The sequence below is a fragment of the Tenacibaculum sp. E3R01 genome (genome assembly GCF_003318185.1).
Taxonomy (GTDB): domain Bacteria; phylum Bacteroidota; class Bacteroidia; order Flavobacteriales; family Flavobacteriaceae; genus Polaribacter; species Polaribacter halocynthiae.
In genome coordinates, this window is the sequence record NZ_QOCC01000023.1 from 15909 (window position 1) to 41798 (window position 25890).

General features: G+C 30.5%; 28 protein-coding genes and 1 riboswitch. Of the genes, 10 read left to right on the top strand and 18 right to left on the bottom strand.

Features of this window, described 5'->3' with window-relative positions:
- The first annotated feature begins 1 nt into the window (after window position 1).
- The 10 genes from DS884_RS11190 (at window position 2) to DS884_RS11235 (ending at window position 8752) form a co-directional block, all read left to right on the top strand.
- Window positions 2-358 carry a hypothetical protein gene (locus DS884_RS11190; RefSeq protein ID WP_113786819.1) on the top strand — a complete coding sequence of 119 codons (357 nt, stop codon included), beginning with the start codon at window positions 2-4 and terminating at the stop codon, window positions 356-358.
- A gap of 25 nt (window positions 359-383) precedes the next feature.
- Window positions 384-602, top strand: a complete 219-nt coding sequence (locus DS884_RS11195) for a hypothetical protein (RefSeq protein WP_113786820.1) — start codon at window positions 384-386, stop codon at window positions 600-602.
- A gap of 158 nt (window positions 603-760) precedes the next feature.
- Window positions 761-1261, top strand: a complete 501-nt coding sequence (locus tag DS884_RS11200; RefSeq protein WP_113786821.1) for a hypothetical protein — start codon at window positions 761-763, stop codon at window positions 1259-1261.
- A gap of 735 nt (window positions 1262-1996) precedes the next feature.
- A complete protein-coding gene (locus tag DS884_RS11210; protein ID WP_113786823.1) occupies window positions 1997-3259 on the top strand; it encodes a pentapeptide repeat-containing protein in 1263 nt (420 codons plus the stop codon).
- A 378-nt stretch (window positions 3260-3637) separates the two neighbouring features.
- Window positions 3638-3772, top strand: coding sequence for a hypothetical protein (locus tag DS884_RS18735; protein WP_255414823.1), 135 nt, complete (start codon window positions 3638-3640; stop codon window positions 3770-3772).
- Between the two features lie 247 nt (window positions 3773-4019).
- The gene (locus DS884_RS11215) at window positions 4020-5585 is read left to right on the top strand and encodes a hypothetical protein (RefSeq protein WP_113786824.1); all 1566 of its coding nucleotides are present in this window, start codon (window positions 4020-4022) and stop codon (window positions 5583-5585) included.
- 228 nt (window positions 5586-5813) lie between these two features.
- On the top strand, window positions 5814-6275 hold the full coding sequence (locus DS884_RS11220) for a hypothetical protein (protein ID WP_113786825.1): 462 nt from the start codon (window positions 5814-5816) through the stop codon (window positions 6273-6275).
- Window positions 6268-6771, top strand: coding sequence for a toxin-antitoxin system YwqK family antitoxin (locus DS884_RS11225; RefSeq protein ID WP_158530838.1), 504 nt, complete (start codon window positions 6268-6270; stop codon window positions 6769-6771). Before DS884_RS11220 ends, DS884_RS11225 begins: the two co-directional genes overlap by 8 nt.
- 131 nt (window positions 6772-6902) lie before the next feature.
- Window positions 6903-7595, top strand: a complete 693-nt coding sequence (locus tag DS884_RS11230; protein WP_113786827.1) for a nitroreductase family protein — start codon at window positions 6903-6905, stop codon at window positions 7593-7595.
- 170 nt (window positions 7596-7765) lie between these two features.
- Window positions 7766-8752: a glycosyltransferase gene (locus tag DS884_RS11235; RefSeq protein WP_113786828.1), complete on the top strand. Its 987-nt coding sequence runs from the start codon at window positions 7766-7768 to the stop codon at window positions 8750-8752.
- 73 nt (window positions 8753-8825) lie between these two features.
- Here the strand turns inward: DS884_RS11235 and metF are convergent, their stop codons facing one another.
- From metF to DS884_RS11325, 18 genes are all read right to left on the bottom strand, one after another.
- A complete protein-coding gene (gene metF, locus DS884_RS11240) occupies window positions 8826-9782 on the bottom strand; it encodes a methylenetetrahydrofolate reductase [NAD(P)H] (RefSeq protein WP_113786829.1) in 957 nt (318 codons plus the stop codon).
- Entirely contained in the window at window positions 9782-10024 is a 243-nt protein-coding gene (locus DS884_RS11245; RefSeq protein WP_113786924.1) for a hypothetical protein, read from the bottom strand. The genes metF and DS884_RS11245 overlap by 1 nt, the downstream gene beginning before the upstream one ends.
- A 10-nt stretch (window positions 10025-10034) precedes the next feature.
- Window positions 10035-12710, bottom strand: coding sequence for a methionine synthase (gene metH / locus DS884_RS11250; RefSeq protein ID WP_113786830.1), 2676 nt, complete (start codon window positions 12708-12710; stop codon window positions 10035-10037).
- A 61-nt stretch (window positions 12711-12771) separates the two neighbouring features.
- Window positions 12772-13776: a homocysteine S-methyltransferase family protein gene (locus tag DS884_RS11255; protein ID WP_113786831.1), complete on the bottom strand. Its 1005-nt coding sequence runs from the start codon at window positions 13774-13776 to the stop codon at window positions 12772-12774.
- Window positions 13777-13826: 50 nt separating this feature from the next.
- Window positions 13827-13931, bottom strand: a riboswitch (SAM riboswitch).
- 78 nt (window positions 13932-14009) lie between these two features.
- On the bottom strand, window positions 14010-14900 hold the full coding sequence (cysM, locus tag DS884_RS11260; protein ID WP_113786832.1) for a cysteine synthase CysM: 891 nt from the start codon (window positions 14898-14900) through the stop codon (window positions 14010-14012).
- Between the two features lie 21 nt (window positions 14901-14921).
- Window positions 14922-15665: a serine O-acetyltransferase EpsC gene (gene epsC / locus DS884_RS11265; RefSeq protein WP_093870383.1), complete on the bottom strand. Its 744-nt coding sequence runs from the start codon at window positions 15663-15665 to the stop codon at window positions 14922-14924.
- Between the two features lie 28 nt (window positions 15666-15693).
- On the bottom strand, window positions 15694-16026 hold the full coding sequence (locus DS884_RS11270; protein WP_093870382.1) for a 2Fe-2S iron-sulfur cluster-binding protein: 333 nt from the start codon (window positions 16024-16026) through the stop codon (window positions 15694-15696).
- Complete coding sequence (locus DS884_RS11275) at window positions 16026-17081, bottom strand: NAD(P)/FAD-dependent oxidoreductase (protein ID WP_093870381.1); 1056 nt, start codon at window positions 17079-17081, stop codon at window positions 16026-16028. The genes DS884_RS11270 and DS884_RS11275 overlap by 1 nt, the downstream gene beginning before the upstream one ends.
- Before the next feature lie 81 nt (window positions 17082-17162).
- A complete protein-coding gene (locus tag DS884_RS11280; protein ID WP_093870380.1) occupies window positions 17163-17744 on the bottom strand; it encodes a bifunctional precorrin-2 dehydrogenase/sirohydrochlorin ferrochelatase in 582 nt (193 codons plus the stop codon).
- Complete coding sequence (gene cobA, locus DS884_RS11285) at window positions 17741-18508, bottom strand: uroporphyrinogen-III C-methyltransferase (RefSeq protein WP_199488208.1); 768 nt, start codon at window positions 18506-18508, stop codon at window positions 17741-17743. Before cobA ends, DS884_RS11280 begins: the two co-directional genes overlap by 4 nt.
- 11 nt (window positions 18509-18519) lie before the next feature.
- Window positions 18520-20622 carry a HEPN domain-containing protein gene (locus DS884_RS11290; RefSeq protein ID WP_093870378.1) on the bottom strand — a complete coding sequence of 701 codons (2103 nt, stop codon included), beginning with the start codon at window positions 20620-20622 and terminating at the stop codon, window positions 18520-18522.
- 34 nt (window positions 20623-20656) lie between these two features.
- Window positions 20657-21004 carry a 4Fe-4S dicluster domain-containing protein gene (locus DS884_RS11295; RefSeq protein ID WP_093870377.1) on the bottom strand — a complete coding sequence of 116 codons (348 nt, stop codon included), beginning with the start codon at window positions 21002-21004 and terminating at the stop codon, window positions 20657-20659.
- A 12-nt stretch (window positions 21005-21016) separates the two neighbouring features.
- Complete coding sequence (locus tag DS884_RS11300) at window positions 21017-22264, bottom strand: sulfate adenylyltransferase subunit 1 (protein WP_113786834.1); 1248 nt, start codon at window positions 22262-22264, stop codon at window positions 21017-21019.
- 47 nt (window positions 22265-22311) lie between these two features.
- A complete protein-coding gene (gene cysD / locus DS884_RS11305) occupies window positions 22312-23217 on the bottom strand; it encodes a sulfate adenylyltransferase subunit CysD (protein WP_113786925.1) in 906 nt (301 codons plus the stop codon).
- 11 nt (window positions 23218-23228) lie between these two features.
- Window positions 23229-23852, bottom strand: coding sequence for a phosphoadenosine phosphosulfate reductase family protein (locus DS884_RS11310; protein ID WP_199488205.1), 624 nt, complete (start codon window positions 23850-23852; stop codon window positions 23229-23231).
- Window positions 23849-24103 (bottom strand): DUF2061 domain-containing protein, encoded by a 255-nt coding sequence (locus DS884_RS11315; protein WP_093870375.1) that lies wholly within the window; start codon window positions 24101-24103, stop codon window positions 23849-23851. Before DS884_RS11315 ends, DS884_RS11310 begins: the two co-directional genes overlap by 4 nt.
- Window positions 24104-24221: 118 nt before the next feature.
- Complete coding sequence (locus DS884_RS11320; RefSeq protein ID WP_093870374.1) at window positions 24222-24629, bottom strand: RrF2 family transcriptional regulator; 408 nt, start codon at window positions 24627-24629, stop codon at window positions 24222-24224.
- 34 nt (window positions 24630-24663) lie between these two features.
- Window positions 24664-25830: a trans-sulfuration enzyme family protein gene (locus DS884_RS11325; RefSeq protein WP_113786835.1), complete on the bottom strand. Its 1167-nt coding sequence runs from the start codon at window positions 25828-25830 to the stop codon at window positions 24664-24666.
- Between the last annotated feature and the right edge of the window lie 60 nt (window positions 25831-25890).

Consider the following 25890-nt stretch of genomic DNA (forward strand, 5'->3'; position numbering starts at 1 on the left):
TATGAATTATAAATGGACAAAAGAAGTTGAATATGGTCAATACGAAAATGGATTTGTTGATGTATTTCAAACAGTAATTAATGGAAATAAAGCATTTGCAATAATCAACTATTTACCACAATTTAAGGATAAAGACCAAAAAGTACTGACAACTTTAATTTTAGAGTCCAATAAAGATAATTGGAGCAAAGGAACTATTAAGGATATTCTTTTTGATTGTGAAGACAGAATAAAAAATGTTGCTAACTTGAAATTTAGAGTATTTAACAAATTAGACTATATGACCATTCAAACATTCTTTATTAAGGATATCGAAAATTTTGAATTTGGAACAAATGGCGATTTTAGTTTTGAATAAATAACTTGAATAAAATAATAACCAGATGGCACAAAGAGCAATAGTGATTGCAAATCACAAAACAAAAACTGCAAAACTTAATTTTATAGATGAAGAAAAGAATTTAGTCGCTGTAGATTACAAAAATGAACCTCTTACGAATATGAATTTCCCTTATCAAAATATTGAAGCATATGATTTCTTGTTTGAAAGTTTAGGGAAAATCGATGAAAATACTGAAAAATTTTATTTCAAAATATTGTAAATACTTTTGCTAACACCGTATATAATTTATTGCTAGTTCTACCCTACTTACGAAAATCCTCGCGGATTTTCTATTCGGTTTGTATTTGCTAAATTAGGTGCTTAAAACACGCAACAAACCATATACAACAACGTTAGCAAACATTTAGAACAAGATTTATGAAAAAAATATTATTCTCATTTTTAACTCTATTAGGAATAAATGTCGGAGGAAAAGCTCAAACAATGGAAAAGTTAGGTGTTGGTTTGAAAAAAACAATAGAATTGACTTCTAAAAAATTTGAAAGAAAAAATCACGCTTTTTTAATTAATGTTGCTAAAGACAATGTTGTCGTTATTCAATTAATTCATGGCATATTAATTCCTATGAGTTTAGGAAAATCTATAAACGAAATTAAAAATTCTGATAGGATTTTTAATTTTTCACTCAATTTGCCTTTCAATGATTATGAGAAAAATAAATTAGAGAAGTTTGAAAACCTTGATGTTTTTGAGAAATTTAAACATTATGATGCCAATGGAACACCTTGTTACTCAATTAATTTTGGAACGAATCAACAAGAAGCTAAACGAATTACATTAGAAATTATTCAAAAAGTCTATAGCTATAAATTAAATGATACTTTTGAATTTGAGATTTACGACCAAGGAAAATTTTAAAAAACGATTTGCCAACAACATATATAATTTATTGCTAGTACTAGCCTACTTACGAAAATCCTTGCGGATTTTCTATTCGGTCTTTATTTGCTAAATTAGGTGCTTAAACCACGCAACAAAACATATACAAACACGTTAGCACATATTTAAAAATGACCCTTTCGGAAATTTACTTCTATATACTAATTTCGATTTTTCCAATCGCTAGTTTTTTGATAATTAATTTCTCTGAAGATTTGAAAAAAAACTCAATATTTCAAAAGTATCTTAAATGGACCTTTCTAGCTGGATTTTTGGGAATATTACTCGTATTTTTAAAATGGATATTTTTCTGTAACTACAATTGTATTCTAATTACGTTTTCTCCATTTATAACACTGAATATAGTAAAACTAATCACTGTACTTTTTGACATAATATTCAAAAAAGAACCTTTCAATGTTGATGAATTTGGACTTAACGACGGATTATGGGTCAAAAATAAAGGAAATTTAAAATTTCGAGGTTATTATGCTCTTTACTCAACTGTCTTATGGATTACTCCCTTGCTTTTGATTATGTCAATTTTCTTTGTAATAAAAAAAAACATGTGCTAACAACACGTATAGTTCATTGCTGCGGATTTTCCTATCGGAAAATTCGCCACGGCTGAACAATGGGTCTTTTCTTTTTACTATCTTAGTGTTCGCACCAACGAAACCATACATTAATCGTTAGCCATAATACAAACTAAAAATGAGCAAAAAAGAAAATAATCAAAATGATAAGTCTTTTCTAGTTTTTGTTATGACACTTTTTGCTGGTTTTCCATTGGTTTTTTATGGCTTGTATGCGTTTAAAGAGAACTTAACTTCAACTTTAATTATAATTATTTCGATATTATTAATTGCAGGTTTACTTTTTCTTTTAGTAATTTTAAATAGAGAAAAAATACTTAATAAAATTTTTGGAACTTCTAAAACCACTTTAGATAATATTTTTTATCAGTTTTCTAAATCAATTGAAAACTATTCTCAAGGTCAGATAAAAGAAGGTAGCAAAAATGTGATTGATTTTTCAAGAACCATATTTTCTACTTACGCTTGGACTATATCAAGAAAGTGGATGATTCGAGTTTTGTCAAGTTTATTTTTAACTTTTGGTGTATTAATTGGTTCTATTTTATTATATCGTCAGAATAACTTAATAAGTGATCAGACACAAAAAATGAAAGAACAAAATCGCTTTTTTCAACGACAAGTTCTTTCCGATGATATTGCTAGAGAGTATGAAATTGTTTATTCTGACTATAATAAATATCCAATATCCAGAAAAGCTTTGGCTACTACAATCCTTATTGATGCTATCAAAGAGCGTTTCAGTAATATTAAAGACTATAAAGTCGACTTAAGCAAGGCAAAATTGGCTGGTGTAACACTTAAAAATATAGACTTAAGTAATATGGTTCTTAAAAAAGTTGACTTTAGAGGAGCGAACTTAAGTGGAGTAAATTTCACAAATTCGGACTTAACTGGAACTGACTTTTCTCAACTGCCATCAGACACAATTAGTGGAACAAATATTAAATTAACTAACTTAAGTCAAACATTTTTTAACGAGGCAAACATTACTAACGCAAATTTTCAGTACTCAATTATTGTAGATTCAGATTTAAATAACATTAAGCTTTCTTGGCTAAAAGAGAATGGAGAGTTAGTGAGTGACCCTGATTTCTATGATGAACCAAGAAACGATGTAAAGTTGTTTTTTAATTCGACACTCATAAATATTAAAAATTCACCAAAAGATTTTTTTAATAATTATTTTGATTGGAATTGTATAACTGACATAGCCTCATTAACAAGTAAGATTGATAATTTATCTGGAAATAACCCATATTTCAAGGGAGATGATTACTATAAACTTAAATATTATTGTGAAGTTTTAAGAAAAATACAAGGTTTTAATCCAGACGAAATCGAAGAAGAAGGAACTTGTTGGGAAATTTATCACCAATAAGTACTATGGCGAACAAAGATCTGTGGTAAAAAACAACTAATTTTTGTTTAATTTTTAACTAAAGTACTTCTATAAGTTTCATCATATATTAATCCTCTCTTTTATGCTTTCTGGTTTAATACTTAAATTTACTACTTTGTAAACATAAGATGTATAACCGCAATTACGGCGGATTCGACTATGTCCGGATCCACTCGGAATTGCAAAGATCTGTGTTAAACCGAAAATTAACGCATATTAACCAGTAAATGATGGTTATACGAGACCGTTAGCTAACATTACCCAATTAAGTGCAGATACGCACTTAAAAAGAACTGAGGTAAAAATAATTTTACTGGAATAACTTCAGTTTTAGCAAACATATCCGGCGGAAAAATTTTGAGAATTTATTATGTAGCTACTAAAGTAAGAGATAATTATGTTAGCTCTGTTTTGAGTTTTTGGAATAATGATACGATAACAAAAAATGGACTTGCTCCATTATTAGAAGAAATTATGAAACTAAAAAAATAACAAGTGACGAACAAATACCTAGATATAATAACATACGATTAGTTAAATATAACTCCTTAAAACTTCTATTTATCTTCAATTTATAGAATTGATATAATTATAGTGCTTTTTCTTATTCTATATTTATCCCCTCTTGTGACAATCAAATAAAACGTCATTACATTTTTATTCTTCTTTTGCCTTAATCTTTTGAAATTTGATTCAGAATTTACTAACCAGCTGTTATTACAGCACAATACTTCTAATCATGTCAAATTTAACAATTCCACCAATTCAAAAAACGAGCAAATCTGCAGAACAAACTACTGAATTACACAACTATCTTTTAAAAATTGCAGAAAGTGATGCACCATATCCAAACCCAATTGGCGATGCAGAGCCACTAATTTCATTCAATGGGTACTATGCTCTAAATAGTACAGGTTCTTTCCTTACTATTGACACTAATTTATTGGTTAAAAATGGTGAAGTAACTCCTCATGTAGCACTAATCTATTCACCAGACGGTGTTAACTCTAACGTATATCATCTTACTGGACCACACAAGGCTTTCAAAACTATAGAATGGACAGGAACCACCTTAACAGCCCAGGCTGATGTAAATAGTGATGTGCCAAATTTCACAATAGAGTTTACACGAAAAGACAACAGTCAGCAAATTACCTCATCTTTTAAAGGTAAGGTAACTCATGGTTTAAGTGGAGCAATAGAAAATATCAATGGAGAAACCTACAACAATCCAATTCCTATGGCTATGTATGCTGGTACTTACTACGAAGACAAAGGAAAAGGAGCAGAAATTCTTAAAATAGGAACAGATAATACACTTCAATACAACTATACCAACATAGGAGGTAATAAAGGTAACCTTCAAAATGTGGGACTTTTCGTTTACAACCTTAATATGTATGTGTTTTCTTTCAGCTCATTAGATGGTTTATTTAATTATAGCATTATTATGGGAACTTCTGCAGAAGGAGGAATGGTATGTAACGATCTTTTTTCATTAAAAAATAGTCATTTATCTATTCCTCGTTCATTACAAACAGTAACAGCGACTCCTGTTAAGAAACCTGCTAATGGAACAAATACAGCAAGTAAAGAATTGGCTAAGTTTGCTGGATTTTATCACATCAATTCAAGTTCTCAAGTATTTAATAATGCATTCATATCTATAGAAGGACAGTACAAAACCCACAAAGATGGTACAGAAGATTATACAGTTACTCTTGGTGTTTCTTTAGATGGAACTTCCTCTACCGTGTATACTTTTGACAGTACCATGTCATTCGTTCAAAATGGAAACAGTTGGGAGCTTACAGTTCCAATTACAACTCCAATAGGGAGTGACCTAAAAATAAAATTTACTCGTCAATACAAAAGTGTCTATAAAAATGCTGGTAGTTACTATGGTTCGGTTGTGAGTATTTCAGGGAGCTATAATGTTGCTCAGTTCACAGGAGAAACGTTACTTAATGTAGTTCCTTTAATGGGATTTGCAGGAGCTCCTATGAAAGTTACTGCAACATCAAATAAAACGATTGTAATTAAAAGTAACTCTGAAATAGAATATCACGGTACATCTTATAAAACTTTAACTATTGTACCTTTAATGTATATTGTTGGATTTATTGATGAAAATGAAGATGAAGTAATCCTTTCTTTGGGAACTGACGGTGGGAAAGGAAATACTTGCCTAACTACAGTAAGAAGTACTGAAATGGTTAATGGAAAACGAAAGGCTGGTTCTATCAAAAGCATTGAACTTTACACAGCTGTTCCAGATGGAAGTGCTAGTATACCAAAACACTAAAAACTATATATAGTTAAACGAAAAGCCTGGTAAACCCAGGCTTTTTTATTCAATTTAATCATCATAAAAATTTTCAAGTTAAACAATAAATAATAAAAATCTAATGTTGCGTTAATTAGAAATATATTATTTTTAAATTTCTATATTGTCACAGAAAAATAAGAAAAATTAAAAATTGATCGTTTAAAACTAGAAAATCTCCAACACTAAGCCTTAATAAAACTTAAGATGAAAAAATTAAAACTGACTATTACTTTATTTACCCTTATCCTTTTAAATTCCTGCGCATTAAAACCTATAACTTCTCAATATAACTTTGTAAAAACAACTATAAAAAATATTCAATTAAATGATTTAGGTAATGGTAATATTTTAATTTATAATGGCTCAAATATTTTACACAAAATTGACAATACTGCTCGTTTAAATATATGGCTTGACAATAAGCCGCTTGGTCAAATAAGACCTAGTGAATATGTTATAATAAACCTTAAAAAAGGTAAACATCACTTTAAGGTATTACATATTGATGTAGTGAATATGAGAAGTAAACATGAAATTGAAATTGATAACGATACCAAAGTTATTAAAATAAAACCAACCATAACATCTAACAAACTTGAAGTAACGAATAAACTTCCTAAAAAATTCAGTAAGTTTAAGTATGCTAAAAAAAGAGGTCATGAGTAAACAAAGTTTTTACTTTTTCAAACTAAATGCACTTATAAAATCGCTTCTATTAGTTTTAATACTATCAAGTTACTATAGCTGTTTTAAACAATATAAAAAAGAACAGAAAACAAATAACAATGATTATAAAAACGTAAAAATCAACACCTCAAAATCTCCACATTACAAAAAAGATGAAAAAATGAGGGTTTTAAAAAAATTCTATAAAAACGGTCAGTTAAAAAGTGAAGGAGCTTTTATAAATAATAAAAAAGAAGGGCTGCATAAGGAATGGTCAAATAATGGCACTTTAGTTTTAGAAGGCTATTATAAAAATGGACTAGCAAATGGATTAATGAAATGGTATCACGAAAAAGGATATTTAGCTGGAGTTGGATTAATGAAAAACGGATTAAGACACGGAATATGGAAAGTTTACGCTATTGAAGATGGAAAACTAACAGCTAAAGTTCAATTTAAAGAAGGTAAACAAAAAGAAGTATTAAAAACATACTAACAATTGTAAAAAACAAAATTCTTCCTACAAATGCTTTATATTTTCAAACAATAATACACTATAAAATATTTTCTTAAATTAGTATAGTAAAAATCTTATTTTCAAGATTTAAAAAAATAATAATTTCAATTATGGAACTTTCAAAAAACATTAACATCAATGGATACAATCATATCAAATATGATTCAATTAAAATATCCAAAAAAGAAATGATTGAAAAAAGTGAAATTTTCTATGAATGGATTAACAAAAGAAGATCCGTAAGAGAATTTTCTTCTGAACCAATACCAAAGGAAGTAATTGAAAATATAATAAAAAGTGCATCAACTGCTCCTTCTGGTGCGCATCATCAACCTTGGACGTTTTGCGCTGTTTCAAATCCTTTTATAAAAGCTAAAATTAAAATTGCTGCTGAAATAGAGGAAAAAGAAGGATATGAACATCGAATGAGTGAACGTTGGAAAAAAGATCTAGAGCATTTAGCCACAGATATGCACAAACCTTTTTTAGAAGACGCTCCATGGTTAATTGTTGTTTTTAAAAAGTCCTATGATTTTGATATAAACGGAGAAAAATGTAATAATTACTATGTTAATGAATCGATAGGAATTTCTTGTGGAATGCTTATTTCAGCTATTCATAACGCAGGATTGGTAACACTTACACACACGCCTAGTCCTATGAATTTTTTAACAAGTATATTAAACAGGCCAGTCAATGAAAGAGCTTTTTTATTACTCCCTGTTGGGTACCCAAAAACACCTGTTTATGTTCCTGATTTAAAAAGAAAAACTTTAGATGAAATGGCTGTTTTTTATGAATGAAAAAGATAAAAGAAAATAATTTTTATAAAAAAATTGAAAATGTTTAGTTATTAGTTCTCTTCAATACTAAAAAATACTATTTAAGGATATTTCAATATTTTTAATTCGAGGTTCTGTACCTTTGGTACTCTTATTCTTACTAAAAATTTAATCTTGATAATCATTTTACTATGAATGAAAATACGGTTATATTAAAGCCTATATCTTCAACCGTTAATGGTCAAACAAATCGTATGAACTCTGTTCATGCGAAATTAGGTATTAAAATACTCCCAGCATTTATTCATAATTTAAAAGAAATATCTAAATTTAAAAATATAGTCATTTTTGATCCTGAAGATTATAATATTTTTAAAATCATTGAAAAACTTCCTAAAAAACGAATAATATCTCATTTTCATTTAAATCCAACATATCTGGGTCTTAATAGTGAACTTTGGAAAACAAGTCTTACTATTTTAAATAGATCAGATGTAATAATTGTTCCTGCTAATTTTCTTAAAGTAGAGTTAGAAAAATATATCAATAGAGAAATCATTACAGTTCCCAATGGTGTAGATACTGAAATTTTTAAAATAAAAAATAACGTATCCCTTCCACAAACATTTGGTTTTGTTGGAAAATTAACAAATAGTAAAGGTTTACAAATTTTAAAATACATATGGAGAAACTTCCCCTCAAATTATAGAATTCAAATTGACAGTGTTAATAATGAATTACTCATAAATACAAATAATAAGATTCTTTCAAATCAAAGTTTACAACGAGAAAATCATATAACTCCTTTTTTAGATTGTTTAATTTCAACTTCTTTATCTGAAGTTGCTCCTTTAGTAATAATTGAGGCTTTAGTTGCAGGAGTACCAGTTATCACGACAAATTCTTCACCTTATATTGATGAACTACAAAAGGTATTTAGCTCCAGCATTATTCAAAAAATTATATTACCTGACACTATTAAAAACTTAAATAAAGACGAGTTAAAACTCAATAAACAAGAGGTGAAACAACTAAGCGAGGTTTTTATTGAAAAAATTATAACAATGCCAAAACTGAATAAAACTGAAAAAGAAGCAATAAGAAAAAAAGCACTAGAAATAGGATTCTCTTCTGACAAAATGTGCAATAGCTTTGCTACGATATATCAAGGTCATTAAAATTAAATAATAATATTAAAGCCTTTGAAAATTTAATTTTAAAGGCTTTAATAAATACGAATTCTATTTTTCATTAAAAAACTTCGCTAGCAATAGCTTTTATATTGCTTGATTTCCCCATTGAATAATAGTGAACTACAGGAACACCCGCTTTTATTAATTCTTTACTTTGCTGAATAGCCCATTCAATTCCAACTTGCCTCACTTCTTTATTAGTGTTACAGTTTTCAACTGCATTTACTAAATCTTGCGGTAAATCTAAACGAAAAATTTGTGGTAAAATTTGTAAGTGCCTTTTTACAGCTAAAGGTTTTATTCCTGGAATAATAGGTACATTAATTCCTATCTCTTTTGCCTTTTTAACAAAATTGAAATATTTAGAATTATCAAAAAACATTTGAGTTACCACATAATCAGCTCCCGCGTCTACTTTTTCTTTTAACCGTTTTAAATCACTTTCTAAACTTGGAGATTCTAAATGTTTTTCTGGATAACCAGCTACTCCAATACAAAAATCAGCTTTATAAGGGGTTTCAATAATTTCATGCAAATACTTCCCTTTATTCAAATCACTAATTTGACCTACTAAATCAGAAGCATAGGTATTTCCTCCATTAGAGGCTTTAAAATATTGCTCATCTTTTCTTGCATCTCCTCTTAAAGCCATCACATTATCTAATCCTAAATAATGACAATCAACTAATACATATTCAGTTTCTTCCTTTGTAAATCCGCCACACAAAACATGTGGTATTGCATCTACATCATACTTGTATTTTAATGATGCACAAATACCAACAGTTCCTGGTCGCATTCTTGTTATTTTCTGCTCTAATAATCCATTTTCTTTTGGTATATAAACATGCTCTTCTCTTGATGTTGTTACATCAATAAAAGGAGGTTTAAATTCCATTAAAGGATCAATGTTATTATATAATTCTTGTATATTTTGTCCTTTTTGTGGTGGAACTATTTCAAAAGAGAATAACGTTTTATCTTTTGCTTTTTTTATGTGATCTGTAACTTTCATTATTCTAATAATTGTTTTTTAACTAAATCATACGACTCTTGATATTCCCAATAAATCAACCTTCCATCTATATAATCAGTTAATACATATTTTTTACTTAAAGATTTAATTCTATTGATTGCTATCAATTTAGGAGAGAATTCACCAACAATTATCTCCTCTGTAATTTCTTTATTATTTTCATCATATCCATGAGAAATAATATGGCTCTTTAAATTTAATTCTATAAATTTTGTTTCCATTTCACCTCTTTTAATTGTCAGCAATTGCAGGATGAAGCCATTTTCTTGCTTTATCTAAAGAAATATTTTTTCTAGTTGCAAAATCTCTAACTTGATCATCAGTTATTTTTCCTAATCCAAAGTATTTAGCCTCTTCATTTGCAAAATAATATCCTGAAACAGCTGCAGCTGGCCACATTGCGAGGCTTTCCGTTAAGGTTACTCCAATTTTTTCTTCAACATTTAATAACTCCCAAATTGTTTCTTTCTCTAAATGATCAGGACAAGCAGGATATCCAGGAGCGGGACGAATTCCTTTATAATTTTCTTTTATTAAATCTTCATTTGTTAAATTTTCATCTGCACCATATCCCCAATGTATTGTTCGTACTCTATGATGCAAATACTCTGCAAAGGCTTCCGCAAAACGATCAGCAATAGCTTGTACCATAATTCCGTTATAATCATCATCATTACTCTTATAAGTATTCGCTAATTCATCAGCTCCAAAAATTGCCGTACAAAACGCTCCCATATAATCCGTTTTATTCGAATCGTTTGGAGCTATAAAATCTGACAAAGCAAAACTTGGTTTATCATCTCTCTTTTTTAATTGTTGACGAAGAGTTCTAAAAACGGCTATTTCTTTACCTTTTTTCTTAATTGAAATATCGTCATCATTAGTAGTATTAGCCTCAAATAACCCAAAAATAGCTTTAGGTTTTAACAATTGATTATCTACAATTTCTTGAAGCATATTCTGAGCATCTTCATACAAACTTGTAGCTTGCTCTCCTACAACATCATCAACTAAAATAGCAGGGAATTTACCATGTAAATCCCATGACCTAAAGAAAGGAGACCAATCAATAAAAGGTATTAATTCTTTTAAACTCAATTGTTCTAATGTTTGAATTCCTAATTCTTTTGGCTTTGAAATATTTGATATACTCCAATCTATTTTAAATTTACGCTTACGGGCTTCTTGAATAGTTATATATGCTTTCGTTTTACCTCTTTTAAGAAATTTTTCACGAAACTCTTCATAATCTTTTTTAAGTTTTGCTACATACTCATTTTTAGTGTTCTTATTCAATAAATCACCAACAACAGTAACGGCCCTAGAAGCATCATTTACATGAACTACCGCATTTTTATATTGAGTATCTATTTTAACAGCTGTGTGTGCTTTTGAAGTTGTAGCTCCTCCAATTAATAAAGGAACTTCAAAATTTTGACGTTCCATTTCTTTTGCTAAGTAAACCATTTCATCTAAAGAAGGTGTTATTAAACCACTTAATCCTATGGCATCTACATTTTCTTTTTTTGCTGTTTCAATAATTTTTTCAGGTGGCACCATTACCCCTAAATCAACAATTTCATAATTATTACATCCTAAAACTACAGAAACAATATTCTTCCCGATATCATGAACATCACCTTTAACAGTAGCCATTAAAACCTTACCTAAAGCTTGCTGTTTTTCTCCTTTTTCTGCTTCAATAAAAGGGTTTAAATATCCAACAGCTTTTTTCATTACTCGTGCAGATTTAACCACTTGAGGTAAAAACATTTTTCCTGCACCAAATAAATCACCAACAACATTCATTCCCGCCATTAAATTCCCTTCAATTACGTGCAAAGGTCTCTCTACTCCTAATCTAGCTTCTTCAGCATCCTCTACAATAAAAGCATCTATCCCTTTTACCAAAGCATGTGTTATTCTTTCTTGCAATGGTAATTTACGCCACTCTAATGCTTTTCCATCATCTTCTTTCTTCTTCCCTTTTACGGTTTCAGCAAAGTCTAATAATCGTTCAGTAGCATCCTCTCTTCTATCTAAAATTACATCTTCAATGTGTTCTAATAAATCCTTTGGAATATCATCATACACCTCTAACATAGTAGGGTTTACTATCCCAATATTCATTCCCGCTTGAATAGCGTAATATAAAAATACAGAATGCATTGCTTCTCTTACACTATTATTTCCTCTAAAAGAAAATGATACATTACTCACCCCTCCACTTACACTTACATTTGGTAAATTTTCTCGTACCCAACGGGTAGCTTCAATAAAATCTATTGCGTTTTTACGGTGCTCTTCCATACCAGTAGCCACTGGAAATATGTTTAAATCGAAAATAATGTCTTCGGAAGGAAACCCAACTTTATCAACTAATACCCTATATGAACGTTCAGCAATTTCAATTCTACGTTCATAATTATCAGCCTGTCCAACCTCATCGAAAGCCATTACTATTACGGCAGCTCCATATCTTTTTATTTGAGTTGCTTCCCAAATAAATTTTTCTTCTCCTTCTTTTAAACTAATAGAATTTACAACTGACTTTCCTTGTACAACTTGTAATCCAGCTTCAATAATTTCCCATTTTGAACTATCAATCATTATAGGAACACGACAAATATCAGGCTCAGCCGCAATCAAATTTAAAAAACGTACCATGGCTTCTTTTCCATCAATTAAACCGTCGTCCATGTTTATATCAATAATTTGAGCACCTCCATCTACCTGATGACGAGCTATAGCCAAGGCTTCATCAAATTTCTCCTCTTTAATTAATCGCAAAAACTTTCTCGATCCAGCTACATTGGTACGTTCTCCTACATTTATGAAATTACTTTCTGGTGTAATTATTAAGGGTTCTAAACCACTTAATTTCATGTTTTTTCTTTCTTCAATCATCTATCTATATAGTTCAGGAAATTCAACATTTAATAATTTTATTTACATTAACCATGACTTACTATTTTTGTATTGCTAATGTTCTTCTTGGTTTATAATTAACAGCTACTTCAGCAATAGCTTTAATATGAGCAGGTCTTGTACCACAACACCCTCCAATGATATTTATTAAGTCCTTTTTTAAATATTCTTCGATTTGACTAGCTGTTTCTTGTGGTGTTTCATCATACTCACCAAAAGCATTTGGTAACCCAGCATTAGGATGTGCAGAAATAGCAAAATCTGTTTTCGAAGCTATAGCTTCTAAATGAGGTTGTAATAAATTTGCCCCTAAAGCACAATTAAATCCTACAGATAATAATGGAATATGAGAAATAGAAATAAGAAAAGCTTCCGCAGTTTGCCCTGATAATGTTCTTCCTGATGCATCAGTAATTGTTCCGGAAACCATAATAGGAATATCAATATTTCGTTCTCCTTTTACCTCTTCAATAGCGAACAATGCTGCTTTTGCATTTAAAGTATCAAAAACAGTTTCAACCAATAAAATATCTGCTCCTCCATCAATTAAAGCTTCTACTTGTTGTTTATAAGCTATTCGTAATTCATCAAAGGTAACAGCTCTATATCCAGGGTCATTTACGTCTGGAGACATGCTTGCTGTTCTATTAGTTGGTCCTATTGAACCAGCTACAAACCTTGGTTTATGAGGTTCTTTTTCTGTAAATTTTTGAGCTACTTCTTTAGCTATTTTGGCTGATTCATAATTTAATTCATATACCAAATGTTCCATTTGATAATCAGCCATAGCAATTGTAGTTCCAGAAAAAGTATTTGTTTCAACAATATCTGCACCTGCTGCAAAGTATTTTCTATGTACTTCTTTTACCGCTTCAGGTTGAGTTATTGACAACAAATCATTATTACCTTGTAAAGGTGTAGGATACTCTTTAAAACGTTCTCCACGAAAATCTTCTTCAGTGAATTTATATTCCTGAAGCATAGTTCCCATTGCTCCATCGAGCACGAGAATTCGTTTTTGTATTTCTTTGTAAATGTTTGACATTCCTGATATTTAATTGTAATGTTATCAGGAAAAGAGAAGTAAAATTCTTTCCGTTATCTCCCTGCTTTCACAGTAGAATGTAGCACCTTCTTTGTTTGCACAAAGGGTTGCTAAGGTTTCGTTGGGTCTAATCCCTCCACCTTTCTTGATAACATCATTAAGTTAATGAACTATAATATAATGCAAATAAACGAATTATTTTTTATTTACTACTTTAAAAAGAATAATTGTTTTTAATATTCGAATAATTCTGAAGATAAATAACGATCTCCTCGATCACAAACAATAGCTACAATAATTCCTTTATCTATTTTTTTAGCTACTTCTAAAGCCACATGCAAAGCTCCACCGCTACTCATTCCTGCCATTATCCCTTCTTCTTTAGCTAATTTGCGTGTCATCTTTGTAGCTTCTTCTCTACTTACTTCAATAGTTTTATCTACTTTATTTTTATCAAATATTTTTGGTAAGTATTCTGGAGACCACCTTCTTATTCCAGGTATTCTAGAACCTTCTTTAGGCTGAGCTCCTACAATTTGAATGTTAGAATTTTTCTCTTTCAAATAGGTAGAAACCCCCATAATAGTTCCAGTAGTACCCATTGCAGAAACGAAATGTGTTATTTCTCCTTCAGTATCATTCCATATTTCTGGTCCAGTAGTTTTATAGTGTGCTTTCCAGTTATCATTATTCTCAAACTGATTTAGCATAAAGTATCCTTTTTTATATCGTAATTCAAGTGCTTTATCTCTTGAGCCTTCTATACCTTCACTTGCTGATGTTAAAATTACTTCAGCACCATACGACTTCATCGTTTTAACTCGTTCTTCAGTTGCATTTTCTGGCATTACTAAAACCATATTCACTCCTAAAACTTTTGCCATTAAAGCTAAAGCAATACCAGTATTTCCACTAGTTGCTTCCACCAAATAATCACCTTTTTTGATGTTTTTTCGCTTAATTGCTTCAGATATCATGTTATAGGCTGCTCTATCTTTTACACTCCCTCCAGGGTTATTACCTTCTAACTTTAATAATAATCGTACTCCTTCTTTATTAATAAGCGATGAAATTTCTACTAAAGGTGTATTACCAACACTATCTATTATTGTTTTGGTTTTCATTCGTTTTTTGTTTAATAAAAATCATTTAACATATGATTTTCTCATTATGATTTTATTTTCTGATTCATACGTTACAATTGATCCTTCAGGTACTGAATCTATTACGCACACATTTGCTCCTATAACACTATCTTTTCCTATCGTTACATCTCCTCCTAAAACAGTTGCATTTGCATAAATCGTTACATTACTTTCAATAGTAGGGTGACGTTTAGTGGATGCTAATTCTTTTTTAACTTGAATTCCACCTAATGTAACTCCTTGATATATTTTTACATTGTTTTTTATAATTGTCGTTTCACCGATAACTATACCTGTAGCATGATCAATAAAAAAAGATTCTCCAATTATTGCGCCTGGATGAATGTCTGTTCCTGTTACACCATGTGCATATTCACTCATCATTCTTGGTAAAACAGGAATTTCTATTTTATACAATTCATGACTTAATCGATATACAGCTATTGCATGAAAACCTGGATATGCCAAATATACTTCTCCTAGACTTTTGCATGCAGGGTCAGTACTTTCAAAGGCTTTTGCATCTAAATCTAATTGATTTCGAATTTCACAAAAAGATTGTTGGTAAAATTCCCAAACATTATTTGCTTTAGGAATCTCTAAGCCTTTACAAATTTTAAGAAATAACTCTCTTAAATGATTTGCTTTTTCTTGACAAACATCATTAAACAATGCATAAAATAATTGCTTTGTAAATACTTCTACATCATCTTTTAATGATAAGTCATACTGTTTAAATTGCATTTTATAGGTTTCTTTTTTACAAATGTAATTAACTTTCTGGTGCTAATTCAATCTCTAAGCCTTCTAACTTAGGGGTTATTTGAATTTGACATCCTAAACGACTATTATCCTGAACATCAAAAGCTTCTGCTAACATAGCATCTTCATCATCCGTTATTTCAGGAAGCTCATGATTTGATTTCACATAACATTGACAAGATGCACACATTGCCATTCCTCCACATACTCCAATCGTTCCCTCAGGAGCTAATTCGTATGAACGAACTACTTCCATCAAATTCATTGCCATATCAGTCGGTGCAATTACCTCATGCATTACACCTTCTCGGTCAGTTATTTTTATAGTAACATCTTGCTCCATTACTCTATAGCCTTTACTACTGCTTTTGGAGCTTCTTTTTTGGTACCATCAAAACCTTGAACTCCACCTACCGTTGTATACTTCATTACATACTTCTTATCTGGATGTATTAATTGGTAAGCACTTTGACACATTAAAGTAGCTTCATGAAATCCACATAAAATTAATTTCAATTTCCCTGGGTATGTATTCACATCACCAATTGCATAAATACCAGGTATATTGGTTTGATAATCTAAAGCATTATTTACTTTAATTGCATTCTTTTCTATCTCTAATCCCCAATTACCAATAGGTCCTAGTTTTGGAGCTAATCCAAATAATGGAATAAAATGATCTGTATCTAAAATATAAGGTTCCTGCCCTTTTTCTTCAATAACAACTCCCGTTACATGGTTATTTCCTAAAACTCCTTTTACCTCAGCTGGGGTAATTAAATTAATTTTCCCTAAGTTTTTTAATTCTTGAACTTTTTCAACTGAATCTAAAGCTCCTCTAAATTCATTTCTTCTATGAATTAGTGTAACTGATTTAGCTACATCTGTTAAAAAGATAGACCAATCTAGAGCTGAATCTCCTCCTCCTGCAATTACTACATCTTTATCTCTATATAGTTCTGGCTCTTTTATCATATATTCGATACCAAAATCTTCAAACTTTGTAATATTCTCTATTTTAGGCTTTCTAGGCTCAAAACTACCTAACCCACCAGCAATAGCAACAACAGGTGCTTGGTGTTTTGTTCCTTTATTAGTAGTTACAATAAAGCTTCCGTCGTCTTGCTTTTCTATAGTTTCTGCACGTTCACCTAATGTAAAACCTGGTTCAAACTGTTTTATTTGTTCTAGTAAGTTCTTAGTTAAATCTCCAGCTAAAATTTCTGGATATGCTGGTATATCGTAAATAGGTTTTTTAGGGTAAATTTCAGAACATTGTCCTCCTGGTTGTGGCAACGCATCTATTAAATGACAACGTAATTTTAATAATCCTGCTTCAAAAACTGTGAATAACCCAGTAGGGCCTGCTCCAATAATTAATATATCTGTCTGTATCATTTCTTTTATTTGTAATTATTATGAAAATAAGGAAATCTATATTATTGGATAGTTTTCTTATTCCTTTATTTCATTATAATTTTAATTTATTAAACCTTCTGTAAGTTTATTTAATGTTTGTACTTTTTTCTCAAAGTTCCCTTTGATTGTTTTTCTAAAACTATTTAAGTTTTCAACTAATTGATTAATGTCTTCTGGCATTACTTCTTCAAAAAATTGTCGTAACCTTTTTGCTGTTGTAGGTGATTTTCCATTTGTTGAAATTGCAACTTTTACATTTCCTTTAGTTACAATTCCTCCCATATAAAAATCACAATAGGGTGGATTATCAGCTACATTTACTAGTTTATTTTCTGCTCTACAATCTTTATATACCTGTACATTCACTTCTGGAATATCAGTTGTAGCAATAACCATGTGTTTTCCTATTAAATACTCTTTTTTATAAACATCTTTAATCATTTTTACTGATGCTTTTTGAGCTTCTTTAATCGTATTTTTTCTATAATAAGGAGAAACCATCGTTACCTTAGCATCTGGGCTTGATTTTAATAAAAATGTTAATTTTTCTTCAGCCACATAACCTCCTCCAATTATTAAAACTTCCAGTTCATTTACCTTTAAAAAAACTGGATATAAATTATTTCTTTCTTTATCTATCATACCACACTTTTTAAAACTACTTCTTGTTTTACATCTGCTAACTGTTGACGGTGTTTTACCACTTCTCCTAATACAATAATTGCAGGGTTACTTAAGTTATTTTTAGAAACCACTTCCTCAATAGTATCAACGGTACCTATTCCTATTTTTTCTTCAGGAGTTGTTCCATTTTGAATAATAGCTACTGGTAATTCTGACTTTCCTTCTTCTTTAAAAAGTGATACTATTTCAGATAATTTCCCCATTCCCATTAACACAACTACTGTTGCATTTGATTTTGCGGCTAACCTAACATCATTAGATAATTTATGCTGCTTAGTTGTTCCTGTTATTACCCAAAAACTTTCTGAACTACCTCTTTTTGTTAATGGTATGTTTTGATATGCTGGTACAGCTAATGATGATGAAATTCCTGGAATAACAGCTACCTCTAGACCATATGTTGCTGCATATTGCATTTCTTCAGCTCCTCTTCCAAAAATAAAAGGATCTCCACCTTTTAAACGAACTACATGACCATGAGAAAATCCTCTTGCCACAATTAACTCATTAATTTGCTCTTGCTGATAGCGGTAACAGCCTCTTCTTTTACCAACAAAAATTAGTTCTGCTTTTGGATTGATATAATCTAAAAGTTCTGGATTAACTAAAGCGTCATATAAAACAACATCTGCATTTTTTAGTGCTTTAATAGCTTTTAACGTAATTAGCTCAACATCTCCTGGGCCTGCTCCTACTACTGTTAATTTAGGTTGTTTTTTCATCATTATTCCTTTTAACTTTCTACTACCACTTTTCGGTAAGCATCTATAGTTGTGTAGAATGCTTTAGCTTCTTGCAAATATTTACTAGCAAATGCTTCAGTAGGTTGATTTTTATTAATTTGATATACTAATTCTGAAAATGAAGTTGATAACTCAATTTTCTTTGTTTCAACAAATACCTCATCAAAGTTTTTTATAATTCCTGCTTGAGTATTTGTCTTTTTACCTTCAGATGTTAGCAGTGCTTTTGCTGTATTTACGATAGCCGAATACCCATGATAAATACTATCAGACCATTGTTTTTCTTTAAAAGCCTGTGTTGCATTTTCTAATTTCTCTTCACTTTCAAAAAGTAAAGTTGCTATTAAATCTATTACTACACCAGCACATTCACCTACTCCAATTGCTTTTACATAGTTTTTATCATGACCCCAATCGATAAAATCATCTTCTTTTAAATTGGTAGTATCAGATAAATGTTTTAAAATATCATAAAAATATGTTTTTCCATTTCTATCATAGTATGCTAAGAAATCCTCATCTTCTTCTTTATTATCCTCAAAATCGTTTAATAAAATTCTTAATGCTTCCGGACCTCTTTTACTAGGTATTTTAACTAATTTATCTGAAAAACGACCTTCTCCATTTCCTACAATACCTCCACCAATTAACACTTGTAATGCTGGTGCTAATAAGTTCCCTACTTTTACAGACATTCCTTGAAAACCAATGTGTGCCATATTATGCTGACCACAAGCATTCATACAACCACTAATTTTTATAGTTACTTCCTTATTGTTAAGATATTCTGGATATTCAGTTTTAAAAACACGTTCTAATTCTGCCGCAATTCCTGTACTACTTGAAATTCCCAAATTACATGTATCTGTTCCTGGACATGCAGTAATATCAGCTGTACTATTATAACCTACTTCAGTAAATCCTAATTTTTGTAACTCTACATAAAAGAAAGGTAAAAACTCTTCTCTTACATGGCGTATTAAAATATTTTGTCTTAACGTAAAACGTAGTTCGTTTGCTGCATATTTCTTAATTAAATCAGCTAACAATCGTGCTTTATCTGTATAAAAATCTCCTAAATGAACTTTAACACCAACAGCATACAATCCTTCTTGCTTTTGTTTTATAACATTCGCTTGCTTCCATTCTTCATATGCTTTTTCATCTTCTATTGATACTGAAGGAACCTCTAAAGTTTCAAAAGTAATTTCTTGTTCAAATTTTGAAGTATCAATAGAGTACGATTGGTATGCTAAAGCCTTTCTTTCTGTTTCAACTAAAGTTAAAAACTGATCCAAACCTAAATCTTTTACCAAGAACTTTAATCGTGCTTTTGCTCTTTTTGAACGTTCACCATAACGATCAAACACACGTAAAACTCCTTCAATAGTTGGTATTAATAAATCAGCTTCTAAAAACTCATACATAACATCAGCATGACGTGGTTGAGAACCTAATCCACCCGCTAACAATACTTTAAACCCTTTTATTGTTTTTCCTCCAATAGTTTTAGTTTTAGCTATAAAACCTAAATCGTGCATAAAGCTTATTGCAGTATCTTCATCAGTTGCTGAAAACGACATTTTAAACTTCCTTCCCATTTCTTGACAAATTGGGTTACGTAGAAAAAATTCAAAAGTTGCATGTGCATATGGACTTACATCAAAAGGTTCATTGATGTCTATACCTGCTGTTTCAGATGCTGTTACATTTCTAACAGCATTTCCACATGCCTCACGTAATGTAATATCATCCTTTTCTAATTGAGCCCATAATTCTGGGGTTCTATCTAAGCTTACATAGTGAATTTGAATATCTTGACGCGTAGTTATATGTAACCTTCCTCTTGAATATTCATCAGAAACATCTGCTATTCTATGTAATTGCTCACTAGACACTTTACCATAAGGTAATTTAATACGAATCATTTGTACACCTAATTGGCGTTGACCATAAACTCCTCTTGCTAAACGTAAACTTCTAAAACGCTCTTCATCTATCTTTCCTTCTTTAAATAAACTTATTTTACGTTCTAATTCAAGGATATCTTTTTCTACAACAGGGTTCTCTATTTCTGATCTAAAACTTTGCATGATTTTTAATTGTTTGCTTATAAAAGCATTAATACTAGTTGTGTAATAATTGTTGTTTTACTAATAACTCTTCTTCTGTTTCTACATGATTATCATCAGGTACACAACAATCTACTGGGCATACTGCCGCACATTGTGGTTCTTCATGAAACCCTTTACATTCTGTACATTTATCAGGAACAATAAAATAATACTCATCAGAAACTGGCTCTTGAACCTCATCTGCATCTATTTGATCACCATTAGGTAATTTAACTGCTCCTTCTAAAGATGTACCTTCACTATACTTCCAATCATCAGCCCCTTCATAAATTGCTGTATTTGGGCACTCTGGCTCGCAAGCTCCACAGTTAATACATTCGTCTGTTATTATAATTGCCATTGCTTTATTTTTTTACTTAATAAAACCAACACCTGCTGTGTTGTTTGTTTTTGGATTAATAACTATAAATGCACCATTAGCTTTATTCTCTTGAAATTTATCAACAAAAAGCGGCTTACTTATTTTTAAAGTAACATTACCAATTTGGTTAAGTGATAATTCATTTGGTGAATTTTCTTCTCCTGAAAAATCAGTATGAATTAACGATGATACATCCGTTATTTTAGCTTGAGCATCATTTACACCATGCTTTATATAATATTTTTCTGATACCTGAAGTGGTTGTTTATCCATCCAACAAATAGTTGCTTCAATTTCTTTTACAACTTTTGGTTCTTCACCACTTTTAACCAACATATCTCCTCTACTTATGTTTACATCATCTTCAAGTGTTACAGTTATTGAACTACCACTTTTTGCTTCTTGATATTCATGATTAAAAAACTGAATACTTTTAACTTTAGATTGCGTATTAGAAGGTAATATAGTTACTTGATCACCTACTGCTAAATCACCTCCATAAAGTTTACCTGCATACCCTCTAAAATCGTGATATTCGTCAGTTTTTGGCCTTATAACACTTTGTATAGGAAAACGAGCTTGAGAACTAGTATTTACATTATCAGAACTTAAACTTTCTAAATGATTTAACAAAGGTTCACCTTTGTACCACTCCATCTTATCTGATGATTCTACCACATTATCACCTTTTAAAGCTGATAAAGGAATAAAAGTTAAGTTTTGATTTTGGTATTCACTTTTACTTGCTAAATACTCAATTTCACCTTTTATTTGGTTAAATTTCTCTTCAGAATAATCTACCAAATCCATTTTATTAATAGCAATTACAACATCTTTTACTCTTAATAAATTATTGATAAAGAAATGACGATACGTTTGTTCAACAACACCATTTCTAGCATCTACCAAAACAATAGAAGCTTGTGAATTTGATGCTCCAGTTACCATATTTCTAGTATACTCAATATGACCAGGAGTATCAGCAATAATAAAACTCGTTTTCGGTGTAGAAAAGTAAATATGTGCTACATCAATAGTTATTCCTTGTTCACGTTCAGCTACTAAACCGTCTGTTGCTAATGAAAAATCTAAATAATCAAATCCTCTTTGTTTACTTTTTTCTTCTATCGCTTGTAATTTATCTTCAGTTAATGATTTCGTATCGTATAAAATACGTCCTATTAAAGTACTTTTACCATCATCTACACTCCCTGCTGTTGCTATTTTTAGTACGTTCATTTTAGTATTTTTTAACTATTATTTTAAAATAGTTTATTATTGTTTTTTTAGAAATATCCTTGTTGTTTACGCTTCTCCATTGCAGCTTCCGATCGTTTATCATCTATCCTTGCTCCTCTTTCAGATATAGAAGAATCTCTAATTTCTTCTACAACTGTATTTATATCAATAGCATTAGATAATACTGCAGCTGTACAGCTCATGTCTCCTACAGTTCTAAAGCGTACCATACGTTCTTCAACCTTTTCATCATCTTCTCGATAAACAACATCGTCTTCAGCCGACCAAATAAGTCCATCTCTTAAAAAAGTAGCTCTTTTATGAGCAAAATAAATAGATGGAATTTCAATTTTCTCTTCTTTTATATATGACCAAACATCTAATTCTGTCCAGTTAGATATTGGAAAAACACGTACGTTTTGTCCTAAATCAATCTTTCCATTTAGCATGTCAAATAATTCTGGACGTTGGTTTTTTTCATCCCACTGTCCAAAATCATCACGTACAGAAAAAATACGCTCTTTTGCTCTTGCTTTTTCTTCATCTCTACGCGCACCACCGATACATGCATCAAAACCAAATTCTTCTATGGCATCTAATAACGTTTCAGTTTGTAACATGTTTCGGCTCGCGTACTTCCCTGTTTCCTCTTTTACTTTTCCTGTATCTATATTGTCTTGTACATTTCGTACAATTAACTCTACTCCTAACTCTTTTACTAAACGGTCTCTAAATTCAATCGTTTCAGGAAAGTTATGTCCAGTATCAATATGCATTAAAGGAAAAGGAATTTTTGCTGGATAAAATGCTTTTTGAGCTAGTCGCACCAATGTTATACTATCTTTTCCCCCTGAAAATAATAACACTGGTTTCTCAAATTGCGCGACTACTTCCCTCAATATATATATGGCTTCACTTTCTAAAGCTCCTACTTTAATTATATTTGTATTCATAATCATATTTTTTATATATGTAAACCACACTCTCTATTACTTTCTACTTTAGTTGGATCAAAATATTTGAATTCATTTGGTAAATTATTTTCTTCCAAATAAGTATCCAACTCATTATCTGACCAATTATAAAATGGACTTATTTTTAACTTTCCGTCTTTACTTTTTGATACAATATCAATACTATCTCTAAAAGCTGTTTGACCTTTTCTTAAATTAGTAAACCAAACATCTGGATTATGCTCATCCATTGCTCTTTTAAAAGGCTCTAACTTTACTTGTTCCGTAAAAACTGTATGATTTGGATCTTCAATTGTAGGTAATCCTAAAGTAATATCTCTATGAGCTACGGTTTGCTTAGGCACATACAAATGAATATTAAGTTTTAAATTTACTATTAACTCTTCTGCATGTTTATATGTTTGTGGAGTATTGTAACCTGTATCGCACCAAACCACCTTTACATCTTTTTTTAATGCTGCTACTAAATGTAGAATAGCACCTTCATACGGTCTAAAGTTTGTTGTTACCACTGGTTTAGTTGCCACAGACAAAGCCCATGCTACAATTTCTTGTGGTGACTTACCTTTTAATTGGTTATTTATTGCTGCTAAATCAATTGTTTCTATACTCATTTTTTACCCCATTTAATATTATTCCAAGCTCTTTCATGAAAAAAATACAATATCATTTTTGTTCCTAATTCAATCGCTCCTATAGAAAAAGCTGTTTTCACCTCTCCAGTTATTACCCAAGAAATAAGAATGGTATCAATCGTTCCAACTACTCGCCAACTAATTGATTTAACTATACTTCTTATAGGCTTTTCTGAACGCTTATCTGCGTTAAAATTTGCTTTATTTTCTATTATTTGTTCTACAATCATTTTAAAATACCTTTACCCTATCGGAATACTAGGTTTTAAGTCGACAAATATACATACTGATTATTAATATCAAAGAAAAAAATTAAATTTTTAACAATAAGATAATATTTGTAACTATCTAAACAAGATCAGCAAGTGTAGTATTACGTAATACTTGTAAGGTGTTATCTCTTACTTGAATCATTAATTTATGTACTGAACATGCATCCTCATCTGGGCAGTCGTCACATTTTTCATAATAATTCAAACTAACACAAGGAACCATAGCTATAGGACCTTCAAGAGTTCTAATGACTTCAGTCATTTTAATAGTACCTGCTTCTTTTAGCAAATAATATCCACCACCCTTTCCTTTTTTTGCTCCTAAAATTCCAGCTTTACGTAAGGTAAGTAATATACTTTCTAAAAACTTATGAGAAATATTTTCTTTTTCTGAAATAGTTGCTATTTGTACTTTACTACCAGGCTCTTGCCTAGCTATAAAAGTCATCGCCTTTATTCCGTATTTAGTTTTTTTAGAAAGCATATTACAAAAATACACTTTTACTTTTATTTATTTTCTAATTATTTAATGCTTGATTTAAATCATTAATAACATCTTCTACATTTTCTAAACCAATAGAACATCGTACCAAACCGTCAGTAATACCAACTTCTAACCTATCTTCTATACTTAATTTACTATGTGTTGTTGAAGCTGGATGTGTAACTATCGTTCTCGTATCTCCTAAATTCGCTGATAATGAACACATTTTTATATTATTTAAAAATTTTCTTCCGGCTTCAATGCCTCCTTTAATTTCAAAAGCTACAATATTTCCTCCTAAACGCATTTGCTTCTTGGCTGTTTCATATTGAGGGTGTGATTTTAAAAAAGGATATTTTACTAAGTTTACTTTTGATTCTTTTTCTAAAAACTGAGCTACTTTTAACGCATTTTCGCAATGTTTTTCAACTCTTATAGCCAATGTTTCTAAACTTTTTGACAACACCCAAGCATTAAATGGAGACATTGCCGGCCCAGTATTTCTTGAAAAAAGATAAATTTCTCTAATCAAATCAGCTTTACCAACTGTAATACCACCTAAAACTCTTCCTTGCCCGTCTATTAATTTTGTTGCTGAATGAATAACTAAATCTGCTCCAAACTTGATTGGATTTTGCAAATAAGGTGTTGCAAAACAATTATCAATTACTAACAATAAGTTATGCTTTTTAGCTATAGCACCAAGTATTTCAAGATCTAAAATATCTACAGCAGGATTTGTTGGAGTTTCCGCATATAAAACCTTAGTGTTTGATTTAATTAAACTTTCAATTTTTTCAGGTTCAGAAATTTTAAAATAACTGGTTTCAATATTCCATTTAGGTAAATACTTAGTAAACAAACTATGAGTTGATCCAAATACTGACCTGCATGAAACAATATGGTCACCAGCATTTAATAAAGCTCCAAAAGTTGAAAACACAGCTGCCATTCCTGTTGCAAAAGCATAACCAGCTTCAGCTCCTTCCATTGCAACCACTTTATTTACAAACTCAGTTGTATTTGGGTTAGAGAATCTACTATATAAATTCTTTTCTTTTTCTTCAGCAAAAGAAGCTCTCATATCTTCAGCATCATCAAATACAAAACTTGATGTTAAGTATAAAGGTGTTGAATGTTCAGAAAATTGCGATCGTTCTGTTTGTGTACGAATAGCTTGTGTTTCAAAATTTTTACTCATATTTATTTTTTTTATAGATCTAAAATATTTTTGATCTTATATATTTTAATGAATTTTAAT